The organism is Marinobacter sp. es.042, from assembly GCF_900188315.1.
Lineage (GTDB): Bacteria > Pseudomonadota > Gammaproteobacteria > Pseudomonadales > Oleiphilaceae > Marinobacter.
The window spans coordinates 2,407,208-2,423,659 of the sequence record NZ_LT897781.1 but is presented as its reverse complement, the minus strand read 5'-3'; the positions used below and the strand labels follow the sequence as shown (position 1 = coordinate 2,423,659).

Below are 16,452 nucleotides of genomic sequence, written 5' to 3'. Positions count from 1 at the left end.
CACAGGGGCAGCGCATCCATGTTTAATCGTGAAATGAAAATCGCCGGCTTTGACGACGAACTCTGGAACGCCATGCAGGCGGAAGAGAAGCGCCAGGAAGCTCACATCGAGCTGATCGCGTCCGAGAACTACACCAGCCCCCGGGTGATGGAAGCCCAGGGCAGCGTGCTGACCAACAAGTACGCGGAAGGCTATCCGGGCAAGCGCTACTATGGCGGCTGCGAGTTCGTGGATATTGCCGAAGAACTGGCGATTGAGCGTGCCAAAGAGCTGTTTGGTGCTGCCTATGCCAACGTTCAGCCGCATTCCGGCTCCCAGGCCAACTCTGCTGTCTTCATGGCCCTGCTCAAGCCCGGTGACACTGTTCTGGGCATGAGCCTCGCCCATGGTGGGCACCTGACTCACGGCGCCAGTGTCAACTTCTCGGGTAAGATCTACAGTGCCGTTCAGTACGGCATTAACACCGACACCGGCCTTCTGGATTACGATGAAATCGAGTCGCTCGCTCTTGAGCACAAGCCTAAAATGATCATTGCCGGCTTCTCCGCGTACTCCCAGGAACTGGATTTTGCCCGCTTCCGCGAGATCGCCGACAAGGTGGGTGCCTATCTGTTCGTTGATATGGCCCACGTGGCGGGTCTCGTAGCCGCCGGCGTTTACCCGGATCCGGTTCCCCACGCCCACGTGATTGCGACCACGACCCACAAGACCCTTCGCGGTCCCCGTGGTGGTCTTATCCTGGCCTGCGATGACGCTGATCTGCAGAAGAAGCTGAACTCTGCGGTATTCCCTGGCGGCCAGGGTGGCCCGCTGATGCACGTGATTGCCGCCAAGGCCGTGTGCTTCAAGGAAGCCATGAGCGACGATTTCAAGACCTACCAGCAGCAGGTTGTGAAGAACGCCTCCGCCATGGCCCAGGTGTTTGTGGATCGTGGCTATGATGTGGTTTCCGGTGGCACCAAGAACCATCTGTTCCTGGTCAGCCTCATCAAACAGGACATTACCGGAAAAGATGCGGATGCGGCGCTGGGTCGTGCCCACATCACCGTTAACAAGAACGCGGTTCCCAATGATCCGCGGTCTCCGTTTGTCACCTCCGGTCTTCGCATTGGCACCCCGGCAATCACCACCCGTGGTTTCGGCGAGTCCGAGTGTCGCGACCTCGCAGGCTGGATCTGCGATATCCTCGACAACCTGGACGACGAGGCCGTCAACAGTCGGGTTCGTGAGCAGGTAAGTGCACTCTGCGCCCGTTTCCCTGTCTACGGCTAATCGTTTTATAGCTAGACTACAGGCATGACCTGCCGGGCCGACTTTTCGGCCCGGCTCTCTCTTCGGAGCTCCTGACTATGCATTGTCCCTTCTGTGGTGAAGCAGATACCAAGGTGATTGACTCCAGGCTGGTAGCCGAGGGTGATCAGGTGCGCCGCCGCAGGGAGTGTCTGTCCTGTCGGGAGCGGTTTACCACCTTTGAATCTGCCGAGCTGGTGATGCCAAGGGTGGTCAAACAGGACGGTACCCGACAACCATTTGATGAGGAAAAACTGCGCGCCGGGCTGATGAAGGCTCTGGAAAAGCGGCCAGTGAGCATTGAACAGATTGATGCCGCTCTGAATCGGATCAAATACCGGTTGCGGGCGACCGGCGAGCGGGAAGTGAAGTCCATGCAGTTGGGTGAAGAGGTGATGACCGAATTGCGCCAGTTGGACAAGGTTGCCTATGTCCGCTTCGCGTCGGTATATCGGAGCTTTCAGGATATTAACGAATTCAAGGAAGAGATCGAGAGGTTGTCGGCCAGCAACGGTGAGGCAGCCGTGGATGTTGCCAAAGCGCTGGCGGATAACCACGCCCCGAAAGGCAAGGCATGATCGAGAACCGCGACAGGGACATGATGGCGCGGGCTGTCCAGCTTGCGTGGCGCGGTCGGTACTCTACCCACCCTAATCCACGGGTTGGGTGTGTCATTGCCCGGGGAGATCTGGTTCTTGGTGAGGGGTGGCATGAGCGTGCCGGAGAAGCCCACGCCGAGACCCGTGCCCTGAGCCAGGCCGGTCCGGATGCCCGGGGTGCGACAGCGTATGTAACACTGGAGCCGTGCAGCCATTTTGGCCGGACCCCGCCCTGCGCCAGGGCGCTGATTGATGCCGGTGTTGCCCACGTCTATGCCGCGACCAAGGACCCGAACCCCTCGGTGTCTGGCCGGGGGCTGGACATGCTCAGGGAAGCTGGAATCCGGGTTACTGAAGGCCTGCTGGCGGAAGAAGCTGCCCGCCTGAATCCTGGCTTCATGAAACGCATGAACACCGGCCGACCCTGGGTTCGGCTCAAAATGGCGGCAAGTCTTGATGGCCGTACCGCCATGGCTTCCGGCGAGAGCCAGTGGATTACCGGTCCTGAGGCACGTCGGGATGTCCAGCGTCTCAGAGCGATCAGTGATGCCATTCTGACCGGTGTAGGAACCGTGCTCGCCGACGACCCCTCATTGACGGTCCGGCGCGAGGAACTGGGGGATATTGGCGACGCGACGGAGCCGTCCAGGCAGCCGCTTCGGGTGATTGCCGACCGCGACGCGCGCACACCGTCGTCTGCGAAGATCCTTCAGGGCGGTAAGGTGCAGGTGTTCTGTGCGTCATCAACGCTGGCCACTGCGCCAGCTCAGGACCTCGCGGCCCTGGGCATTAGCCTTACCGGTGTCGCCTGGAAAGATAACGGGATCGACCTGGCCGAGCTGCTGGACTCGCTCGGCGAGCTCGGAATCAACGAGCTGCTGGTCGAGGCGGGGCCCACCCTGGCCGGCACCTTTATTAACGAAAATCTGGTCGACGAACTCTGGCTATATCAGGCGCCGGTTTTCCTCGGCAGCACGGGACGTCCGACCGCACATCTGCCGCTGGAGACCATGGCAAATAAAGTACAATGGAAGGTGCTGGACCGACGTCAGGTAGGTGAGGATCAGCGTCTGATCCTCACCCGCCGGTAATCCATAAACTCAGGTTGTTCCGGCAGCAATTATTTGCCGGAGCGCCGCAAGGGTGCAAAACCATATGGCACTGAACAGCATTGAAGACATCATTGAAGATATCCGTCAGGGCAGAATGGTCATACTGATGGATGACGAAGATCGCGAGAATGAGGGCGATCTCGTGATGGCTGCTGAGCATTGCACGGCCGAAGCCATCAATTTCATGGCTCGTTTTGGTCGTGGCCTGATCTGTATGCCGATGACCCGGGATCGCTGCGAGCAACTGGGTTTGCCGTTGATGGTCCAGCAGAACGCCTCCGGCTTCGGAACCAAGTTTACCCTCTCGATTGAGGCTGCCGTGGGTGTGACCACTGGCATCTCGGCGGCAGACCGTGCACGCACGGTGCAGGCAGCGGTAGCACGCAATGCAAAAGCCAGTGATCTGGTTCAGCCTGGCCATATTTTCCCGTTGATGTCTGATCCTGGCGGCGTTCTGAGCCGCGCGGGGCACACCGAAGCATCCTGTGACCTCGCCGCACTGGCAGGTTGCGAGCCGGCCGGCGTGATCTGCGAGATCATGAATGACGACGGCTCTATGGCCCGCCGCGAAGATCTGGAGCGATTCGCCGAAGAGCACGACCTGAAGATTGGCACCATTGCCGATCTGATCCACTACCGCACCATGAACGAGCGAACCGTTGAGTGTGTGGAAGAAAACGACCTCGACACCGAGTACGGCGTGTTCAAGCTTCGTACATACCGCGACAATATCCAGGGAGCCACCCATCTGGCGATGTTGATGGGAGACATTTCTCCCGATGAACCGGTCTATGTCCGGGTCCACATCACGGACACCCTTCGGGACCTCCTCGGTGCGCGCCGCAAGGATTCTCGCAGCTGGCCCCTGCATCACGCCCTTGAAAAGGTGGCAGAGGAAGGCCGGGGCGCGGTCGTCCTGCTGAACAGCGCCGAGGACAGCTACAACCTGGAAGACCGGATCCAGGAATTCTTTGATGAAGGTAAGGGCTCCTCCGGCAAGGGAAGCTCCGGCGTTTACTTCACGGTAGGTACCGGCTCCCAGATTCTCCGGGATATTGGTGTTGGCAAAATGCGCCTGCTGAGCCCGCCGATCAAATTTTCCGCCATTTCCGGTTTCGATCTGGAAGTGGTCGAATACGTTCCCTACACCCCCGAATGATAAACCCGGTCGTGGCTCCGATGCCGCGACACGTGAAGGAGCCATCGATGGCAGATGTCAGAGTAATTGAAGGTGATTTTACCGAGTGCAGCGGGCGCTATGCGCTGGTAGTGGGCCGTTTTAACGGCTTTGTTGTGGAAAGCCTGGTCGAGGGCGCGCTGGATACCCTGCGCCGTCACGGCATTTCCGATGACGACGTCACCATCGTTCGCGTACCGGGGGCCTATGAAATGCCCCTGGCCGTCAAGCGCGTTGCAGAAACCGGTGAATACGATGCGATTATCGCCCTGGGTGCGGTCATCCGTGGCGGCACACCCCATTTCGAGTATGTTGCCGGCGAGGCCTCCAGCGGCCTTGGCGCAGTCAGTCTTGATACCGATGTGCCGGTGACCTTTGGTGTGCTGACCGTGGATTCCATTGAACAGGCCATCGAGCGTTCCGGAACCAAGGCTGGTAACAAGGGTGCGGAAGCGGCGATAACTGCCCTTGAAATGGTCAGCCTGTTCAAGAAGCTGGGTGAGTAATGAGCGAAACTGAAGGTACATCACCGCAGCCGGCCCCGTCCGGCCAACCGAAAGCCGGTGATCGACGCCGTGCCAGGGCCCTTGCCATGCAGGGGCTCTATCAGCGCCATTTCAGCAAAACGGCGATTTCTGACATTGAAGCCGAGTTCATGGTCGACAACGACATGAGCAAGGTCGACCTGCTGTATTTCCGGGATCTGCTCCGTGGGGTACATCGCGAGCAGGGCGAACTGGACAAGCTGATCGAGCCGTTCCTGGATCGGCCTATTAAAGAGGTTGATCCCGTGGAACTCGCGATTGTCCGCCTGGGAGCCTATGAGCTTAAGCATCGGCTTGATGTGCCCTACAAGGTGGTCATTAACGAGGGCATTGAAATGGCCAAGCGCTTTGGTGGCACCGAGGGCCATAAATTTGTTAACAGTATTCTCGACAAGCTGAGCGGCCGACTCCGGCTTGCCGAGACCCGCGCTCGCTAGTCGATGGGCGAATTCGAGCTGATTCGCCGTTACTTTCTGCCGCTTGCCGGGCGGCAGGAATCCGGATCCCTGATCCTGGGCCCCGGGGACGATTGCGCGATTCAGCGTATTCCCGCAGGCCGGGACCTTGTCTTTTCCGTGGACGCCCTCGTGGAGGGTGTCCACTTTCCCAGAAACTACCGCCCCGATTATCTGGGCTGGCGAGCACTTGCCGCGGCTGCCAGCGATCTTGCTGCCATGGGTGCTGACCCGGAATGTTTCACGCTTGCACTGACTCTGCCAGCCGTGGATGAGCAGTGGCTTGAAGACTTCTCGATGGGATTGCGAAAGGCCAGCGAGGCGTTTGGTCTGGAGCTGGCCGGCGGGGATACCACCTCCGGCTCGCTCACCCTGAGCCTGCAGGTGCATGGCACTGTAGAGCAGGGAGCCGGGATTCGACGCTCCGGCGCCCGTCCCGGAGATCTGATTGCCGTGTCCGGAACCCTGGGGGATGCCGGCGCCGCTTTAGACTATCTTTCGGAACCTTCCCCTTCCGCTGACATGCTTGCCGTGCTCGAACGCTATCACCATCCCTGGCCGAGACTGGATCTGGCAGGTGCTATACGCCAATATGCCACTGCGGCGGTTGATATCTCTGATGGCTTGCTGGCAGATCTCGGGCACATTCTTTCCGCATCAGGGGTCGGTGCCCAGATCGAGAGTGCCAGTATGCCTCTTTCGCCAGCGCTTGTTCGCCTGAAGGGTGAGAAGGCCCTGGACTGCGCACTGCGCTCCGGAGACGATTACGAACTGTGCCTGTGTTTCTCGCGAGAAAACTGGGAGCGTGCCCCGGAATCACTGAAGCGCCAACTCACCGTGATCGGCTTCGTTGAAGCTGAGCCGGGCCTGTATCTCGACGGTGTCGATTGCGGTTTGGAAGCGGTGCGCGCCGGGTTTGACCATTTCAGGAGTGAATTATGAGTCAGGAAGGCGAGACCCCGGAACCGGAGGCGCCGGCAGTCATACTCCCGCCGGGATTCTTGCGTAACCCGGTGCATCTGCTCGCCTTTGGTTTTGGCAGCGGTGCAACGGCGAGAGCGCCCGGCACCTGGGGCAGCCTGGCCGCCATTCCGCTGTGGTACGTCTTCGCCTGGTTACCGCCCTTGGGCTACTGGCTGGTGGTACTGGCTGCTTTTATCGTGGGTATCTGGCTCTGCGGAAAGACCGCTGAAGACCTGAAGGTTCACGACCATGGCGGCATTGTGTGGGACGAATTCGTCGGGATGTGGATTGCCCTTGGCCTCTTCCCTGACACCATCTATGGGGTGCTGGGGGCGTTCGCTCTGTTCCGGCTTTTTGACATTGCAAAACCGTGGCCCATCAATTGGCTGGACCAGCACATGCCTGGAGGTTTGGGTATCATGGTTGACGATGTTATTGCCGGCGTCATGGCCCTGATCTGCCTGTGGGCAGTAGACGTGTGGCTGGTGCCCGTCATGGTCTAGACGGGCACGAAGGCCTGTCAGTGAAGCTGTTGTTCTTCCGGCAGCATACGGACCACGTGCAGAAAGCGCTTGAGGCCTGTTTCCGCCCGCTCCCGTGAAGCGAACGGACCACTGTCAAACCCTTCCCGGGTGGTAAAGTACCATTTGCTCCCTACGCAGAAGAACCGACTACTGCGAAAGGGAACCGGCCCTTCTTCTCCGGTCCTGCGATGGGTGTCCATGGCGTCTCCTGTACTGCCCGCTTTTCGTTCTTGCTTTTCGGGCGCCGCGTTAATAACTGCCGATCTGTTTAAAATTAACCCAATTCGGGGCGAATTCAACATTTTTTTACAATTTTACGGGTTGCGTCTCAATCGGGATCAGCGATGAAGAATCCGGAATGGGCCGCCAAAGCGCGCTGTTGTCTTGCCCTTGTCAGATGCACTCGTCAGAATGCTACGAAACTGGCGTCAGCCTGACGCCATTTCCATCCTCATGCCAAGGAGACTAAATGAACATCTCTCATGTGATCCGTGTTTTTCAATCAACAGGACAGGGTTGGCGTCGAGCTGTCGCACGCGTTCGCACTGGACTGGTTGCAGTGGTCGTAATGTCTCTGGCGGGATGTGCTTCCAGCGTCAGTGTTGTGGAAACCTGGGAAGGCAACCCGGCGGCAGCGTCCAATGCTGCCACGCTTGAGGCGCCAGGTGAAATCGGGGTGACCCGGGTAAATGGCCGCGTCATGACTAACTTCCTCATGGACGATCTGGCGCTCGACTACGCCCTGCTTCCCGGAGAGAACGAGGTTGTTTTTGTCTACAAGACCATCTGGGCGAAGAGTGGTGTGGTCAGAAACGGAGAGTCGAAAGTTCATGTGATTGAGAGCGAGCCACAGGTCGTTCGTTTCGAAGCAGAAGCCGGTGAAACCTATCGTTTCGACTTTGATCGGCCTGAGTCTCGTCAGGAAGCCGAGCAGGAAATGCCGGAGTTCTCCGCCGCTATCGTTTCATCTGCCGGAGCGGCGGTTGCAAGTTCAACGGTTTGGGATGGGGCAGAGCAAATGGCCGCTTCCCGCACGCCGATTCCGGCGTCTACCTCCGACAGCACACCGGTTAGCGGTGAAAATGCGCTTGATCAGCTCAAAACCATCTGGGAAACAGCGAGTGATGAGGAGAAGAAGGCGTTTCTTCGTTGGGCGTTCGAATAATCTGAGACGTGCTTGAGCGTTTCCGGGGTCCGTTCAGGCCCGGAAGCGCTTCAGGGCTTTCTTGAGAAGGCCCTCCATCGCGGTCATGGCATCATCTGCAAGGGTCTGTGTTGGGGAGGCTGCGATGGGTTCTTTGGTGTCCTCTGTTCCGAGCCGTTCCATGGCCGCTTCAATAGCGTTGAGGCTTTCATCCACATGAGCCTGCAATGACTCTCCGTGGGCCACCACATCGGGGCAGGTGGTGAAATTCAGTGTCAGCCTTCCCTCATAGCTTACCGCTACAATCACCAGTCCCATACTGTCGAACAGCGGCGCTGTATTGTATTGCTGAACCAGGCGCGCACCCTGCAGATACAGCGGCACCTGCGGTCCGGGAACATTGGTGATTGGCAGATTGAATACCGGCTGGTAACGCTGGGCAATTTGCAATTCCGAGTAAAGTCTTGCGGACAGCGCCAGCATGGTTGAAGGCAGCAGTTCCGTCAGCCGATCTGCAGCAATAGCCTCCCGGTAGGGCTCCGAGGCAACCGCGTTCCAGTGTATGCGCCGTATCCGCTGGGCAGGATTGGTTTCATCGGTCGCCAGATCCAGCAGCATGGCAGACATCTGGTTCCCGGTGGCTCGGCGCAGGCTGTTGGAGCGAACCGAAATCGGTGTCATTGCCACCAGGGACTTGTCGGCATTGGCACCCTCACTGATCAGATAGCGCTTCAGAGCCTCGGCACAAAGGCCTAAAACCACATCGTTCAACGTTACGTCACCGAGAAACGCCTTGATCGCCTTCAGGCGTGAAAGCTCCACGCTGGCAGCGACAATCTGCCGATTTGCCGTAATCTGTCGATTGAAAGGGCTGTGTGGGGCGGAAAACAGGGGCAGCGGGAGTGGCAGTTTGCGTAATTGCTTCTGTATCAGTCCCCGGGCAGTAGCCTCGGCGGCGTTGAATGCCAGAGACGTGAACTGCAGTGGCGTGCGAATGATGTTCGCGCCCGCCTGAAGTATGACCCGCTCTTCCGACGGTTCCGGTCTGGGCTGCCAGGGCCGCGGTGGCGCAATCGGGCTGGGCTCGGGTGTGTACTCGAGTAGCTTGCCGATGATTTCCTCTCCGCTGAAGGCGTCGATGGCAGCGTGGTGCAATTTGACGATCAGAGCGAAGCCGTCACTGCCGGCGTTCTCCTCGTCCAGCTTGAATCCGTCCACGAAGGTGATGTGCCACAGCGGTCTGTCCCTTTTAAGCGGTTCCTCCAGAATCCGCGAGGCCAGAGTCATCAGGCTTGCCTTGCGACCATGTTCGCCCAGATTAACGTAAGCGAGGTGGCGCTCGATGCTGAAATCGGGATCATCAATCCAGTAGGGTCGGCCTAGGCGCAGGGGAATTTCTTTCAGGCGTTGCCGGAAAACGGGCACAACATGCAGGCGGCTTCGAAGGTAGGCGACAAAGGTGCTGAAGGCCAGCGGTTTCTCCCGTTCGGAAGCATCGAAGAGGTAGATGCCTCCGATGTGCATCGGTGTCGTTTCCGACTCGAGATACAGGAACGAGGCATCCAGTTCCGACAGTTGCCGCATCAGAGAGCTCCCTTCGGCGTTGGTTTCAGCTCCAGTATAAACGAAGTGTCCGGGCAAACGGTTGGCTCATTTGCCTGGTATGACTCCGAGTTGGAGTCATACCATTTGCTTTATTTTCAGCCTGTTAGCCAGTCTGAAACGGCTCCCTCCGCGCTGAGTCGGTCCCAGAACCACATCAGGGCCTTGCCCTGGTCCTCGGCATGCCTGGCCAGGTGCAGTTTGATTGGTTGGCGCGATTCCTGAACTTCCTTTATGACCAGCTTGCCTTCCTTCAGTTCTGCGCTGATTCGTGCCCTTGGTAACCATCCCACGCCGAGGCCGGCTACCTGTATGGCGATCTTCTGGTCAATGTTGGCCACCGTCAGGGTTCGCTGGCGGTGGAATATGCCGGCGTGGCCCGGGGGCAAGGACCTTGATGTGTCTGCAGCGACGGCTGCCGGATAACGGGAGATATCTTCCTCGTAAAGCGGGGCTTGGGCATCGGCCAGGGGGTGATCGGCGGCAACGGCGAATACGAATGTCATGTCGCCCAGGGATTGGGTTGTGTAGTTTCCCGCAGGCTTGCTGAAATTATCGGCGCCGATGATCAGATCCACGCGGCGGCTTTGCAGGGCATCCCAGGTGCCGGCAAAGACCTCTTCCATAATTTGTACATCTACCGGTACGCCCAGCTCATAGAATTCCTCGATTGCCGGAAACAGGCATTCCGCCGGCAGCAGTGAGTTGAACCCGATCCGTAACCGCGTTTCCCAGCCCTGGGCGACCTGACGCGTAGTGTGCGCGAGGTTTTCTGCCGCCTCAAGCAGTGTGCGGCCCTCTTCCAGAAGGTAGCGGCCGGCCGGTGTCAGTCGGGCGCGGTGACCGGTTCGGTCGTAAATGGCGACATTCAGGTCTTCTTCCAGCTTCTGCACGGTGTAACTGATGGCGGAGGGAACCCGGAACAGTTCGTTGGCGGCACCGGCGAAACTGCCTTTGCGGTCAATGGCATCAAGGACTTTGAGGGCGTCAATGGTGATGGCTGTATGCATGTTCGAATTATCTGAGGTTGTTGGCCAGAAATGCCTGTTTGAGAGCGTAGCAGGGTCCCCGGTATTCTGCCTGTATTGATTTCATCATGTTCAGGAATTTTAACGGGAGGGCTTTATGGGCCTGCTGATTGATGGCAAATGGCACGACAAGTGGTATGACACCGACAAAACCGGTGGCAAATTTGAACGGGAAGCGGCGCGTTTCCGGAACTGGGTGACCGCCGATGGCTCGCCGGGGCCGGATGGCGAAGGCGGTTTCAAGGCGGAATCCGGGCGCTATCACCTGTATGTCTCAATGGCCTGCCCCTGGGCGCACCGGACGTTGATTTTCCGGAAGCTCAAAGGTCTGGAGAAGCACATTTCAGTGTCAGTGGTGCACCCTGACATGGTTGAAAACGGCTGGGAATTCCGGCCCGACAGCGAGCAGCACCGGGACCATCTCCATGGGTTCCGCTTCATGCATCAGGTCTACACCAAGGCTGCACCGGAATATTCTGGCCGGGTAACAGTGCCGACCTTGTGGGATAAAAAGAAAGAAACGATTGCGAGCAACGAGTCTGCCGAAATCATCCGGATGTTCAATTCGGCATTTGATGGCCTTGAGGGTGTTAGTGCCGATCTGGATCTCTATCCCGGGGAGCTGCAAGAAGAGCTTGATACTGTGAACGCCCGGATTTACGACACGGTTAATAATGGCGTTTACAAGGCGGGTTTTGCCACTGCGCAGGATAGGTACGAGGAAGCCTACAATGCGCTGTTTGATTCTCTCGACTGGCTTGAGGAGCGGTTGTCTTCTCAACGGTATCTGGTCGGTGGCCGGCTGACCGAGGCTGACTGGCGGTTGTTCACCACGTTGATCCGGTTTGACGCAGTGTATTACAGCCATTTCAAGTGCAACCGCCAGCGGATCAGCGATTTCCCGGCGCTTTCTGCCTACGTTCGGGACCTCTACCAGGTGCCAGGCGTGGCGGAGACCGTGGATATTGATCAGATCAAACGCCACTATTACGTGAGCCAGAGAACCATCAATCCGACTCAGATCGTACCGCTTGGTCCGGAGCTGGACTTTGGCTCACCCCACGGGCGTGAGTCGCTCAGCTAACCCTCGCGACGGCGACCTCGGTCAGCAGTTCCATGGCTTCTTTATGGCCTGAGGCTGGCAGGGGTTGAAGGCAGGTCTGGGCCAGCTCCGCCTGCTCCCGCGCTTTTGCCATGGTGTATTCGATCGCGCCTGAGCGCTCAACGATATTGAGGATGCGGGGCAGATCGTCCAGGCCGCCCTTGCGGATGGCCTGACGGATTAACTGCCGTTCTTCCCCGGTGCCATGGCTCATGGCGTGGATCAGCGGCAGGGTGGTCTTGCCCTCAGCCAGATCGTCGCCCACGTTTTTGCCCATGGCTTCGGCGTCGCCGCGGTAATCCAGGACATCGTCCACCAGCTGGAAAGCCAGGCCCAGATGCTTGCCGTAGTCTTTCAGGCCCAGCTCCTGCTCTGCATTGGCGTTGGCAAGCAGTGCGCCGGTGTGGGAGGCGGCTTCGAACAGCATGGCAGTCTTGTTGTGGATGACCTTCATGTACTGCTCTTCGGTGAGGTCCGGGTTTTTCACGTTCATCAGTTGCATAACCTCGCCCTCGGCGATTACCGCCGTGGCGTGGGACAAAACGTCCATAATCCGCAGGCTTTTCAGCTCCACCATCATCTCGAAAGCACGGGCGTAGAGGAAATCACCTACCAGAACGCTTGGCGCGTTGCCCCAGCGGGCGTTGGCGGTGCTCCGGCCCCGGCGCATGTCCGACGTGTCTACTACATCATCGTGTAGCAGGGTGGCGGTGTGAAGGAATTCGATCACAGCGGCGAGCTTGAGGTGGTCGTTTTTCTCGTAGCCGGCGGCCTGGCTGGAAAGCAGAACCAGTAGCGGTCTCAAGCGCTTGCCGCCGCTCTCAATGATGTACTGGGCGATTTTCTCCACCAGGGGAACATCTGAGGAAAGCCGCTGGATGATCAGATCATTAACGCGGCTGAAGTCGTCGGCCACGGTGTCGTAAATGCGCTGGGCTGTCATGCGGCTTGTAGATCCCTTGCTGGTGTTTCTGTTGATATTTCGGGCAGGAAGCAGCAATGCTAGGTATTGGTGGAAGGGGTGTCAATGTTAAGTCGGGGTCAGATGAAAGCCTTCATCTGACCCCAAGTTCAACTTGCTTAGCCTGACATCTTCTCGTACAATCACGCGCCCAACTCATCCCAACCTGCGCTCCCTGCTATAGGGTCGCCAGAGCGCTTCCCTTAGAACCAGGTGGATAAGAGCAGGGATGGGTCAATCGTGGAGAACGAGTGAATGTACGCAGTTATTGTTAGCGGTGGTAAGCAGCACCGTGTGAAAGAAGGCGAAACCCTGAAGCTGGAAAAGCTGGAAGTTGAAACCGGTGGCAACGTTGAGTTCGATCGCGTTCTGCTGGTCGCCGATGGCGACAAGGTTCAGGTGGGCGCGCCGGTTGTTGATGGTGCCAAAGTGACTGCAGAAGTGGTTAGCCACGGTCGTCACGACAAGGTTCAGATCATCAAGTTCCGTCGTCGTAAGCATCACATGAAGCGTCAGGGCCACCGTCAGTGGTTTACTGAAGTCAAGATCACGGGTATCAAGGGCTGAGGCTCTCGAATTACCCCTTAAATAAGGAGGCTGGTAATGGCTCATAAAAAGGCAGCAGGTAGTACCCGTAACGGTCGCGATTCCGAGTCGAAACGACTTGGTGTGAAGCGCTTTGGCGGCGAGACTGTATCTGCAGGCAGCATCATCATCCGTCAGCGTGGCACTCGTTTCCACGCTGGTAGCAATGTTGGCATTGGCAAGGACCACACCCTGTTTGCGAAAGCAGACGGCCAGGTGAAGTTCGAAACCAAAGGCCCGCAGAGCCGTAAGTTCGTGAGCATCGTTCCGGCTGCGTAAGCAGCGGCGATCCGGTTCTGTCGAACCTTGGGTGGCGCTGATATCCTGGTATTATCAGGTGCTTAGAACCATCCGGAGCCCCGCAAAGCTTCCTAGAGGCTGCGGGGCTTTTTAGTTTATGCGCATGGCGCAAAGGGTTGATTCATGAAATTCGTAGACGAAGCCACCATCATTGTGGAAGCCGGCAAGGGCGGTCACGGCTGCCTGAGCTTCCGGCGAGAAAAATACGTTCCCAAGGGTGGCCCCGATGGCGGCGATGGGGGCGATGGTGGTTCCGTATATCTGGAAGCCGAGGAGTCGCTGAACACGCTGATCGACTATCGGTTCCAGCGCAAACACAAAGCCCAGAACGGCGAGCCCGGTTCTGGTCGCAACTGTACCGGTAATAAAGGCGAAGATCTGGTTCTGCCGGTTCCGGTCGGTACTACCGTTGTTGATATGGATACCCATGAGGTCCTGGGAGATCTGACCCACGCCGGCCAGCGCCTGAAGGTGGCCCAGGCCGGGTTTCATGGTCTTGGCAACACCCGTTTCAAATCCTCGGTGAATCGCGCCCCGCGCCAGACTACCAAGGGCTCCGAGGGCGAGTTGCGTAACCTGAGGCTGGAGTTGAAGGTGCTGGCAGACGTGGGTTTGCTGGGCATGCCCAATGCCGGCAAGTCTACCTTTATCCGTTCGGTGTCGGCGGCTCGCCCGAAGGTTGCGGACTATCCGTTTACCACGCTGGTACCCAATCTTGGTGTTGTCAGTGTACAGGCGCACCAGAGTTTCGTGATCGCCGATATTCCCGGTCTGATTGAAGGTGCCGCCGAAGGTGCCGGCCTGGGTATCCGTTTCCTGAAGCATCTCGTGCGCACCCGGCTACTGCTGCACCTTGTGGATGTAGCACCGTGCGATGGCTCCTCGCCCGCCGATGCGGTCAGAGCGATCGAGCATGAGCTTGAGAAGTTCAGCAAAACTCTGGCCAACCGTCCGAGATGGCTCGTGCTGAACAAGGTCGACATGGTGGCCGAAGAAGATCGCGATGCTCATTGTCAGGCCATTGTCGATGAGCTCGGATGGGAAGGGCCGGTTTTCTGGATTTCTGCGCTGAGCGGTGAGGGCACCAAGTCCCTGGCTCAGGCGGTTATGCGCTGGATTGAAGAGCAAGCCGAAGAAGAGGCTCAGAATCCCGAATTTGCGGAGCGGGAGGCTCAGCGTCGCCGGCAGATGGACGACGAAGCTCGCGCCCGCATTGAAGCCGAGCGTCAGGCACGCCGCGCGGCCCGCGAAGAGGACGATGACGACGACTTTGACGATGATGATTACGATGTCGAAGTGGTCTACGCCCCGGAGTAAACGAAGGACTGATACCAGAGAGATCGCTCAAGCACCATGACTGAACGCCTACAGCTGCGCCAGGCCCGTCGCCTGGTTATCAAGATCGGAAGCGCTTTGCTGACCAACGACGGCCGTGGCCTGGATGTGGCGGCCCTGGGTTTGTGGGTGGATCAGATCGCCGAGCTTATTGAAGATGGCGTGGAGGTGGTTGTCGTTTCCTCTGGTTCCGTCGCCGAGGGAATGAGTCGTCTTGGCTGGACTGTCCGGCCAGAGCAGCTCCATGAGTTGCAGGCTGCTGCTGCGGTTGGTCAGATGGGGCTGGTGCAGACCTGGGAGGCCCAGTTCAAAAGGCACGATATCCACACTGCTCAGATTCTGTTGACTCATGACGACCTCTCCGATCGCAAGCGTTATCTGAACGGCCGGGGAACCCTCAGGGCCCTGCTGAACCTGGGTGTCGTGCCCATTGTGAACGAAAACGACACCGTGGTTACCGACGAGATCCGGTTTGGCGATAACGACACCCTGGGCGCTCTGGTTGCCAATCTGATTGAGGCGGACGGCCTGATTATCCTCACTGACCAGTTGGGCCTTTTTGACAAGGATCCCAGGAAGCATTCGGGTGCCCGCCTGGTCACCGAGCGCAGGGCCGGCGATCGCGAACTGGATGCCATGGCGGGTGGCGGTGCCGGTGTTCTCGGGCGCGGCGGCATGCAGACAAAGTTGCGTGCTGCGCGGCTTGCTGCACGGTCCGGGGCTTTCACCGTCATCGTTGGTGGTCGCATTGAGGGCGTGATTGGTCGCCTGCGGCAGGGTGATGTAATCGGTACTCTGTTATTGCCGGAGCAGGGCCGGATTGCTGCCCGAAAGCAATGGCTCGCCAGCCACCTGCAGACCCGTGGCAGGCTGACTCTGGATGATGGTGCGGTGAAAGTGCTGTGCCTGGGTGGCCGCAGTCTTCTTCCGGTGGGTGTTAAAGGTGTGTCGGGGCAGTTTCGCCGTGGCGAAATGGTGTCCTGCTTCGACCAAAGTGGTCGTGAAATCGCCCGGGGGCTGGTTAATTACGACGCCGATGAAGCCAGGGCTATTGCCGGCCGGTCCAGTGACCGGATTACCGAGATCCTTGGCTATATGTCAGGCGAGGAGATGATCCACCGGGACAATCTGGTGATTGTGTGATAACCGTTCGTCCATAAAAAAACCGGCCAGATGGCCGGTTTTTTGTACCTGAATCGAGCGAATTACGCGCTCTTCAGGGCCTTGATCTTGGCGCTCAGGCGGCTCTTGCTACGAGCAACCTTGTTCTTCGCGAAGATTCCTTTATTGACCATGCTGTCCAGAATCGGCTGAGCCTGCTGGAAAGCGGCCTGGGCTTCTTCGTAGTTGCCGGCTTCGATCTTGGCTTGGATCTTTTTCACATAAGTACGAGCCATGGAACGCAGGCTTGCATTGTGCTTGCGGTTCTTCTCGTTCTGACGTGCGCGCTTCTTGGCTTGCGGGGAATTTGCCACCGTAAAACTCCTGAAAATCTCAAATTCGTTGCTGAATGATTCGTTACATCGCGGGCGCGCCAAAACCAGCGCGTCGAAATAAATGACGCGGAACTATGCCGCTCAAACCTTCAAATGTCAAGGCTAAAACCCATTTCATGCCCCGACACAGAAGGCCTGTGGTAAACTCGCGGCTCACTGAACGCGGGCTTGACCGGGAAGCAGGTAATTCCCGAAATACGAGCGCCAAAAGGATATCCAGAATGCCAAGCAAGG

General features: G+C 58.2%; 19 protein-coding genes. 14 read left to right on the top strand and 5 right to left on the bottom strand.

The features are described from left to right. The first annotated feature begins 18 nt into the window (after window positions 1-18). From glyA to CFB02_RS11360, 8 genes are all read left to right on the top strand, one after another. Window positions 19-1,272 (top strand): serine hydroxymethyltransferase, encoded by a 1,254-nt coding sequence (gene glyA, locus CFB02_RS11395; RefSeq protein ID WP_088558094.1) that lies wholly within the window; start codon window positions 19-21, stop codon window positions 1,270-1,272. Window positions 1,273-1,349: 77 nt separating this feature from the next. Further along, window positions 1,350-1,868: a transcriptional regulator NrdR gene (gene nrdR / locus CFB02_RS11390; RefSeq protein ID WP_008170769.1), complete on the top strand. Its 519-nt coding sequence runs from the start codon at window positions 1,350-1,352 to the stop codon at window positions 1,866-1,868. After that, window positions 1,865-2,980, top strand: a complete 1,116-nt coding sequence (ribD, locus tag CFB02_RS11385) for a bifunctional diaminohydroxyphosphoribosylaminopyrimidine deaminase/5-amino-6-(5-phosphoribosylamino)uracil reductase RibD (protein WP_088558093.1) — start codon at window positions 1,865-1,867, stop codon at window positions 2,978-2,980. Before nrdR ends, ribD begins: the two co-directional genes overlap by 4 nt. A gap of 64 nt (window positions 2,981-3,044) precedes the next feature. Next, a complete protein-coding gene (gene ribBA / locus CFB02_RS11380) occupies window positions 3,045-4,160 on the top strand; it encodes a bifunctional 3,4-dihydroxy-2-butanone-4-phosphate synthase/GTP cyclohydrolase II (protein WP_088558092.1) in 1,116 nt (371 codons plus the stop codon). Window positions 4,161-4,207: 47 nt separating this feature from the next. Then, window positions 4,208-4,684, top strand: a complete 477-nt coding sequence (ribE, locus tag CFB02_RS11375; RefSeq protein WP_088558091.1) for a 6,7-dimethyl-8-ribityllumazine synthase — start codon at window positions 4,208-4,210, stop codon at window positions 4,682-4,684. Then, window positions 4,684-5,160, top strand: a complete 477-nt coding sequence (gene nusB / locus CFB02_RS11370; protein WP_008170760.1) for a transcription antitermination factor NusB — start codon at window positions 4,684-4,686, stop codon at window positions 5,158-5,160. Before ribE ends, nusB begins: the two co-directional genes overlap by 1 nt. Before the next feature lie 3 nt (window positions 5,161-5,163). Then, window positions 5,164-6,120, top strand: coding sequence for a thiamine-phosphate kinase (gene thiL, locus CFB02_RS11365; RefSeq protein WP_088558090.1), 957 nt, complete (start codon window positions 5,164-5,166; stop codon window positions 6,118-6,120). Continuing rightward, on the top strand, window positions 6,117-6,644 hold the full coding sequence (locus CFB02_RS11360; protein WP_088558089.1) for a phosphatidylglycerophosphatase A: 528 nt from the start codon (window positions 6,117-6,119) through the stop codon (window positions 6,642-6,644). Before thiL ends, CFB02_RS11360 begins: the two co-directional genes overlap by 4 nt. Window positions 6,645-6,661: 17 nt before the next feature. On the opposite strand, the gene CFB02_RS11355 is transcribed toward CFB02_RS11360, so the two are convergent. After that, a complete protein-coding gene (locus tag CFB02_RS11355; protein WP_008170755.1) occupies window positions 6,662-6,865 on the bottom strand; it encodes a DUF6316 family protein in 204 nt (67 codons plus the stop codon). Between the two features lie 269 nt (window positions 6,866-7,134). On the opposite strand from CFB02_RS11355, the gene CFB02_RS11350 reads away from it, so the two are divergent. Then, window positions 7,135-7,830 (top strand): DUF2057 family protein, encoded by a 696-nt coding sequence (locus CFB02_RS11350; RefSeq protein ID WP_227519194.1) that lies wholly within the window; start codon window positions 7,135-7,137, stop codon window positions 7,828-7,830. Between the two features lie 33 nt (window positions 7,831-7,863). On the opposite strand, the gene CFB02_RS11345 is transcribed toward CFB02_RS11350, so the two are convergent. After that, a complete protein-coding gene (locus CFB02_RS11345; protein ID WP_088558088.1) occupies window positions 7,864-9,393 on the bottom strand; it encodes a WS/DGAT/MGAT family O-acyltransferase in 1,530 nt (509 codons plus the stop codon). Between the two features lie 116 nt (window positions 9,394-9,509). Then, window positions 9,510-10,421 (bottom strand): LysR substrate-binding domain-containing protein, encoded by a 912-nt coding sequence (locus CFB02_RS11340; RefSeq protein ID WP_088558087.1) that lies wholly within the window; start codon window positions 10,419-10,421, stop codon window positions 9,510-9,512. A gap of 115 nt (window positions 10,422-10,536) precedes the next feature. Between CFB02_RS11340 and CFB02_RS11335 the strand changes: the two genes are divergently transcribed. After that, the gene (locus CFB02_RS11335) at window positions 10,537-11,523 is read left to right on the top strand and encodes a glutathione S-transferase family protein (RefSeq protein WP_088558086.1); all 987 of its coding nucleotides are present in this window, start codon (window positions 10,537-10,539) and stop codon (window positions 11,521-11,523) included. Here the strand turns inward: CFB02_RS11335 and ispB are convergent. After that, the gene (ispB, locus tag CFB02_RS11330) at window positions 11,516-12,484 is read right to left on the bottom strand and encodes an octaprenyl diphosphate synthase (protein ID WP_088558085.1); all 969 of its coding nucleotides are present in this window, start codon (window positions 12,482-12,484) and stop codon (window positions 11,516-11,518) included. The two genes, CFB02_RS11335 and ispB, sit on opposite strands and share 8 nt — an antisense overlap. Before the next feature lie 273 nt (window positions 12,485-12,757). Here ispB and rplU point away from each other — a divergent pair, with 273 nt between their 5' ends. From rplU to proB, 4 genes are all read left to right on the top strand, one after another. Further along, entirely contained in the window at window positions 12,758-13,069 is a 312-nt protein-coding gene (gene rplU, locus CFB02_RS11325) for a 50S ribosomal protein L21 (protein WP_088558084.1), read from the top strand. 36 nt (window positions 13,070-13,105) lie between these two features. After that, complete coding sequence (gene rpmA, locus CFB02_RS11320; RefSeq protein ID WP_008170742.1) at window positions 13,106-13,366, top strand: 50S ribosomal protein L27; 261 nt, start codon at window positions 13,106-13,108, stop codon at window positions 13,364-13,366. Window positions 13,367-13,510: 144 nt separating this feature from the next. Beyond that, a complete protein-coding gene (cgtA, locus tag CFB02_RS11315; protein WP_088558083.1) occupies window positions 13,511-14,704 on the top strand; it encodes an Obg family GTPase CgtA in 1,194 nt (397 codons plus the stop codon). A 36-nt stretch (window positions 14,705-14,740) separates the two neighbouring features. Beyond that, window positions 14,741-15,865: a glutamate 5-kinase gene (proB, locus tag CFB02_RS11310; protein WP_088558082.1), complete on the top strand. Its 1,125-nt coding sequence runs from the start codon at window positions 14,741-14,743 to the stop codon at window positions 15,863-15,865. 62 nt (window positions 15,866-15,927) lie between these two features. Here proB and rpsT read toward each other — a convergent pair whose 3' ends face one another. Beyond that, complete coding sequence (gene rpsT, locus CFB02_RS11305; RefSeq protein WP_088558081.1) at window positions 15,928-16,197, bottom strand: 30S ribosomal protein S20; 270 nt, start codon at window positions 16,195-16,197, stop codon at window positions 15,928-15,930. Window positions 16,198-16,452 lie beyond the last annotated feature (255 nt).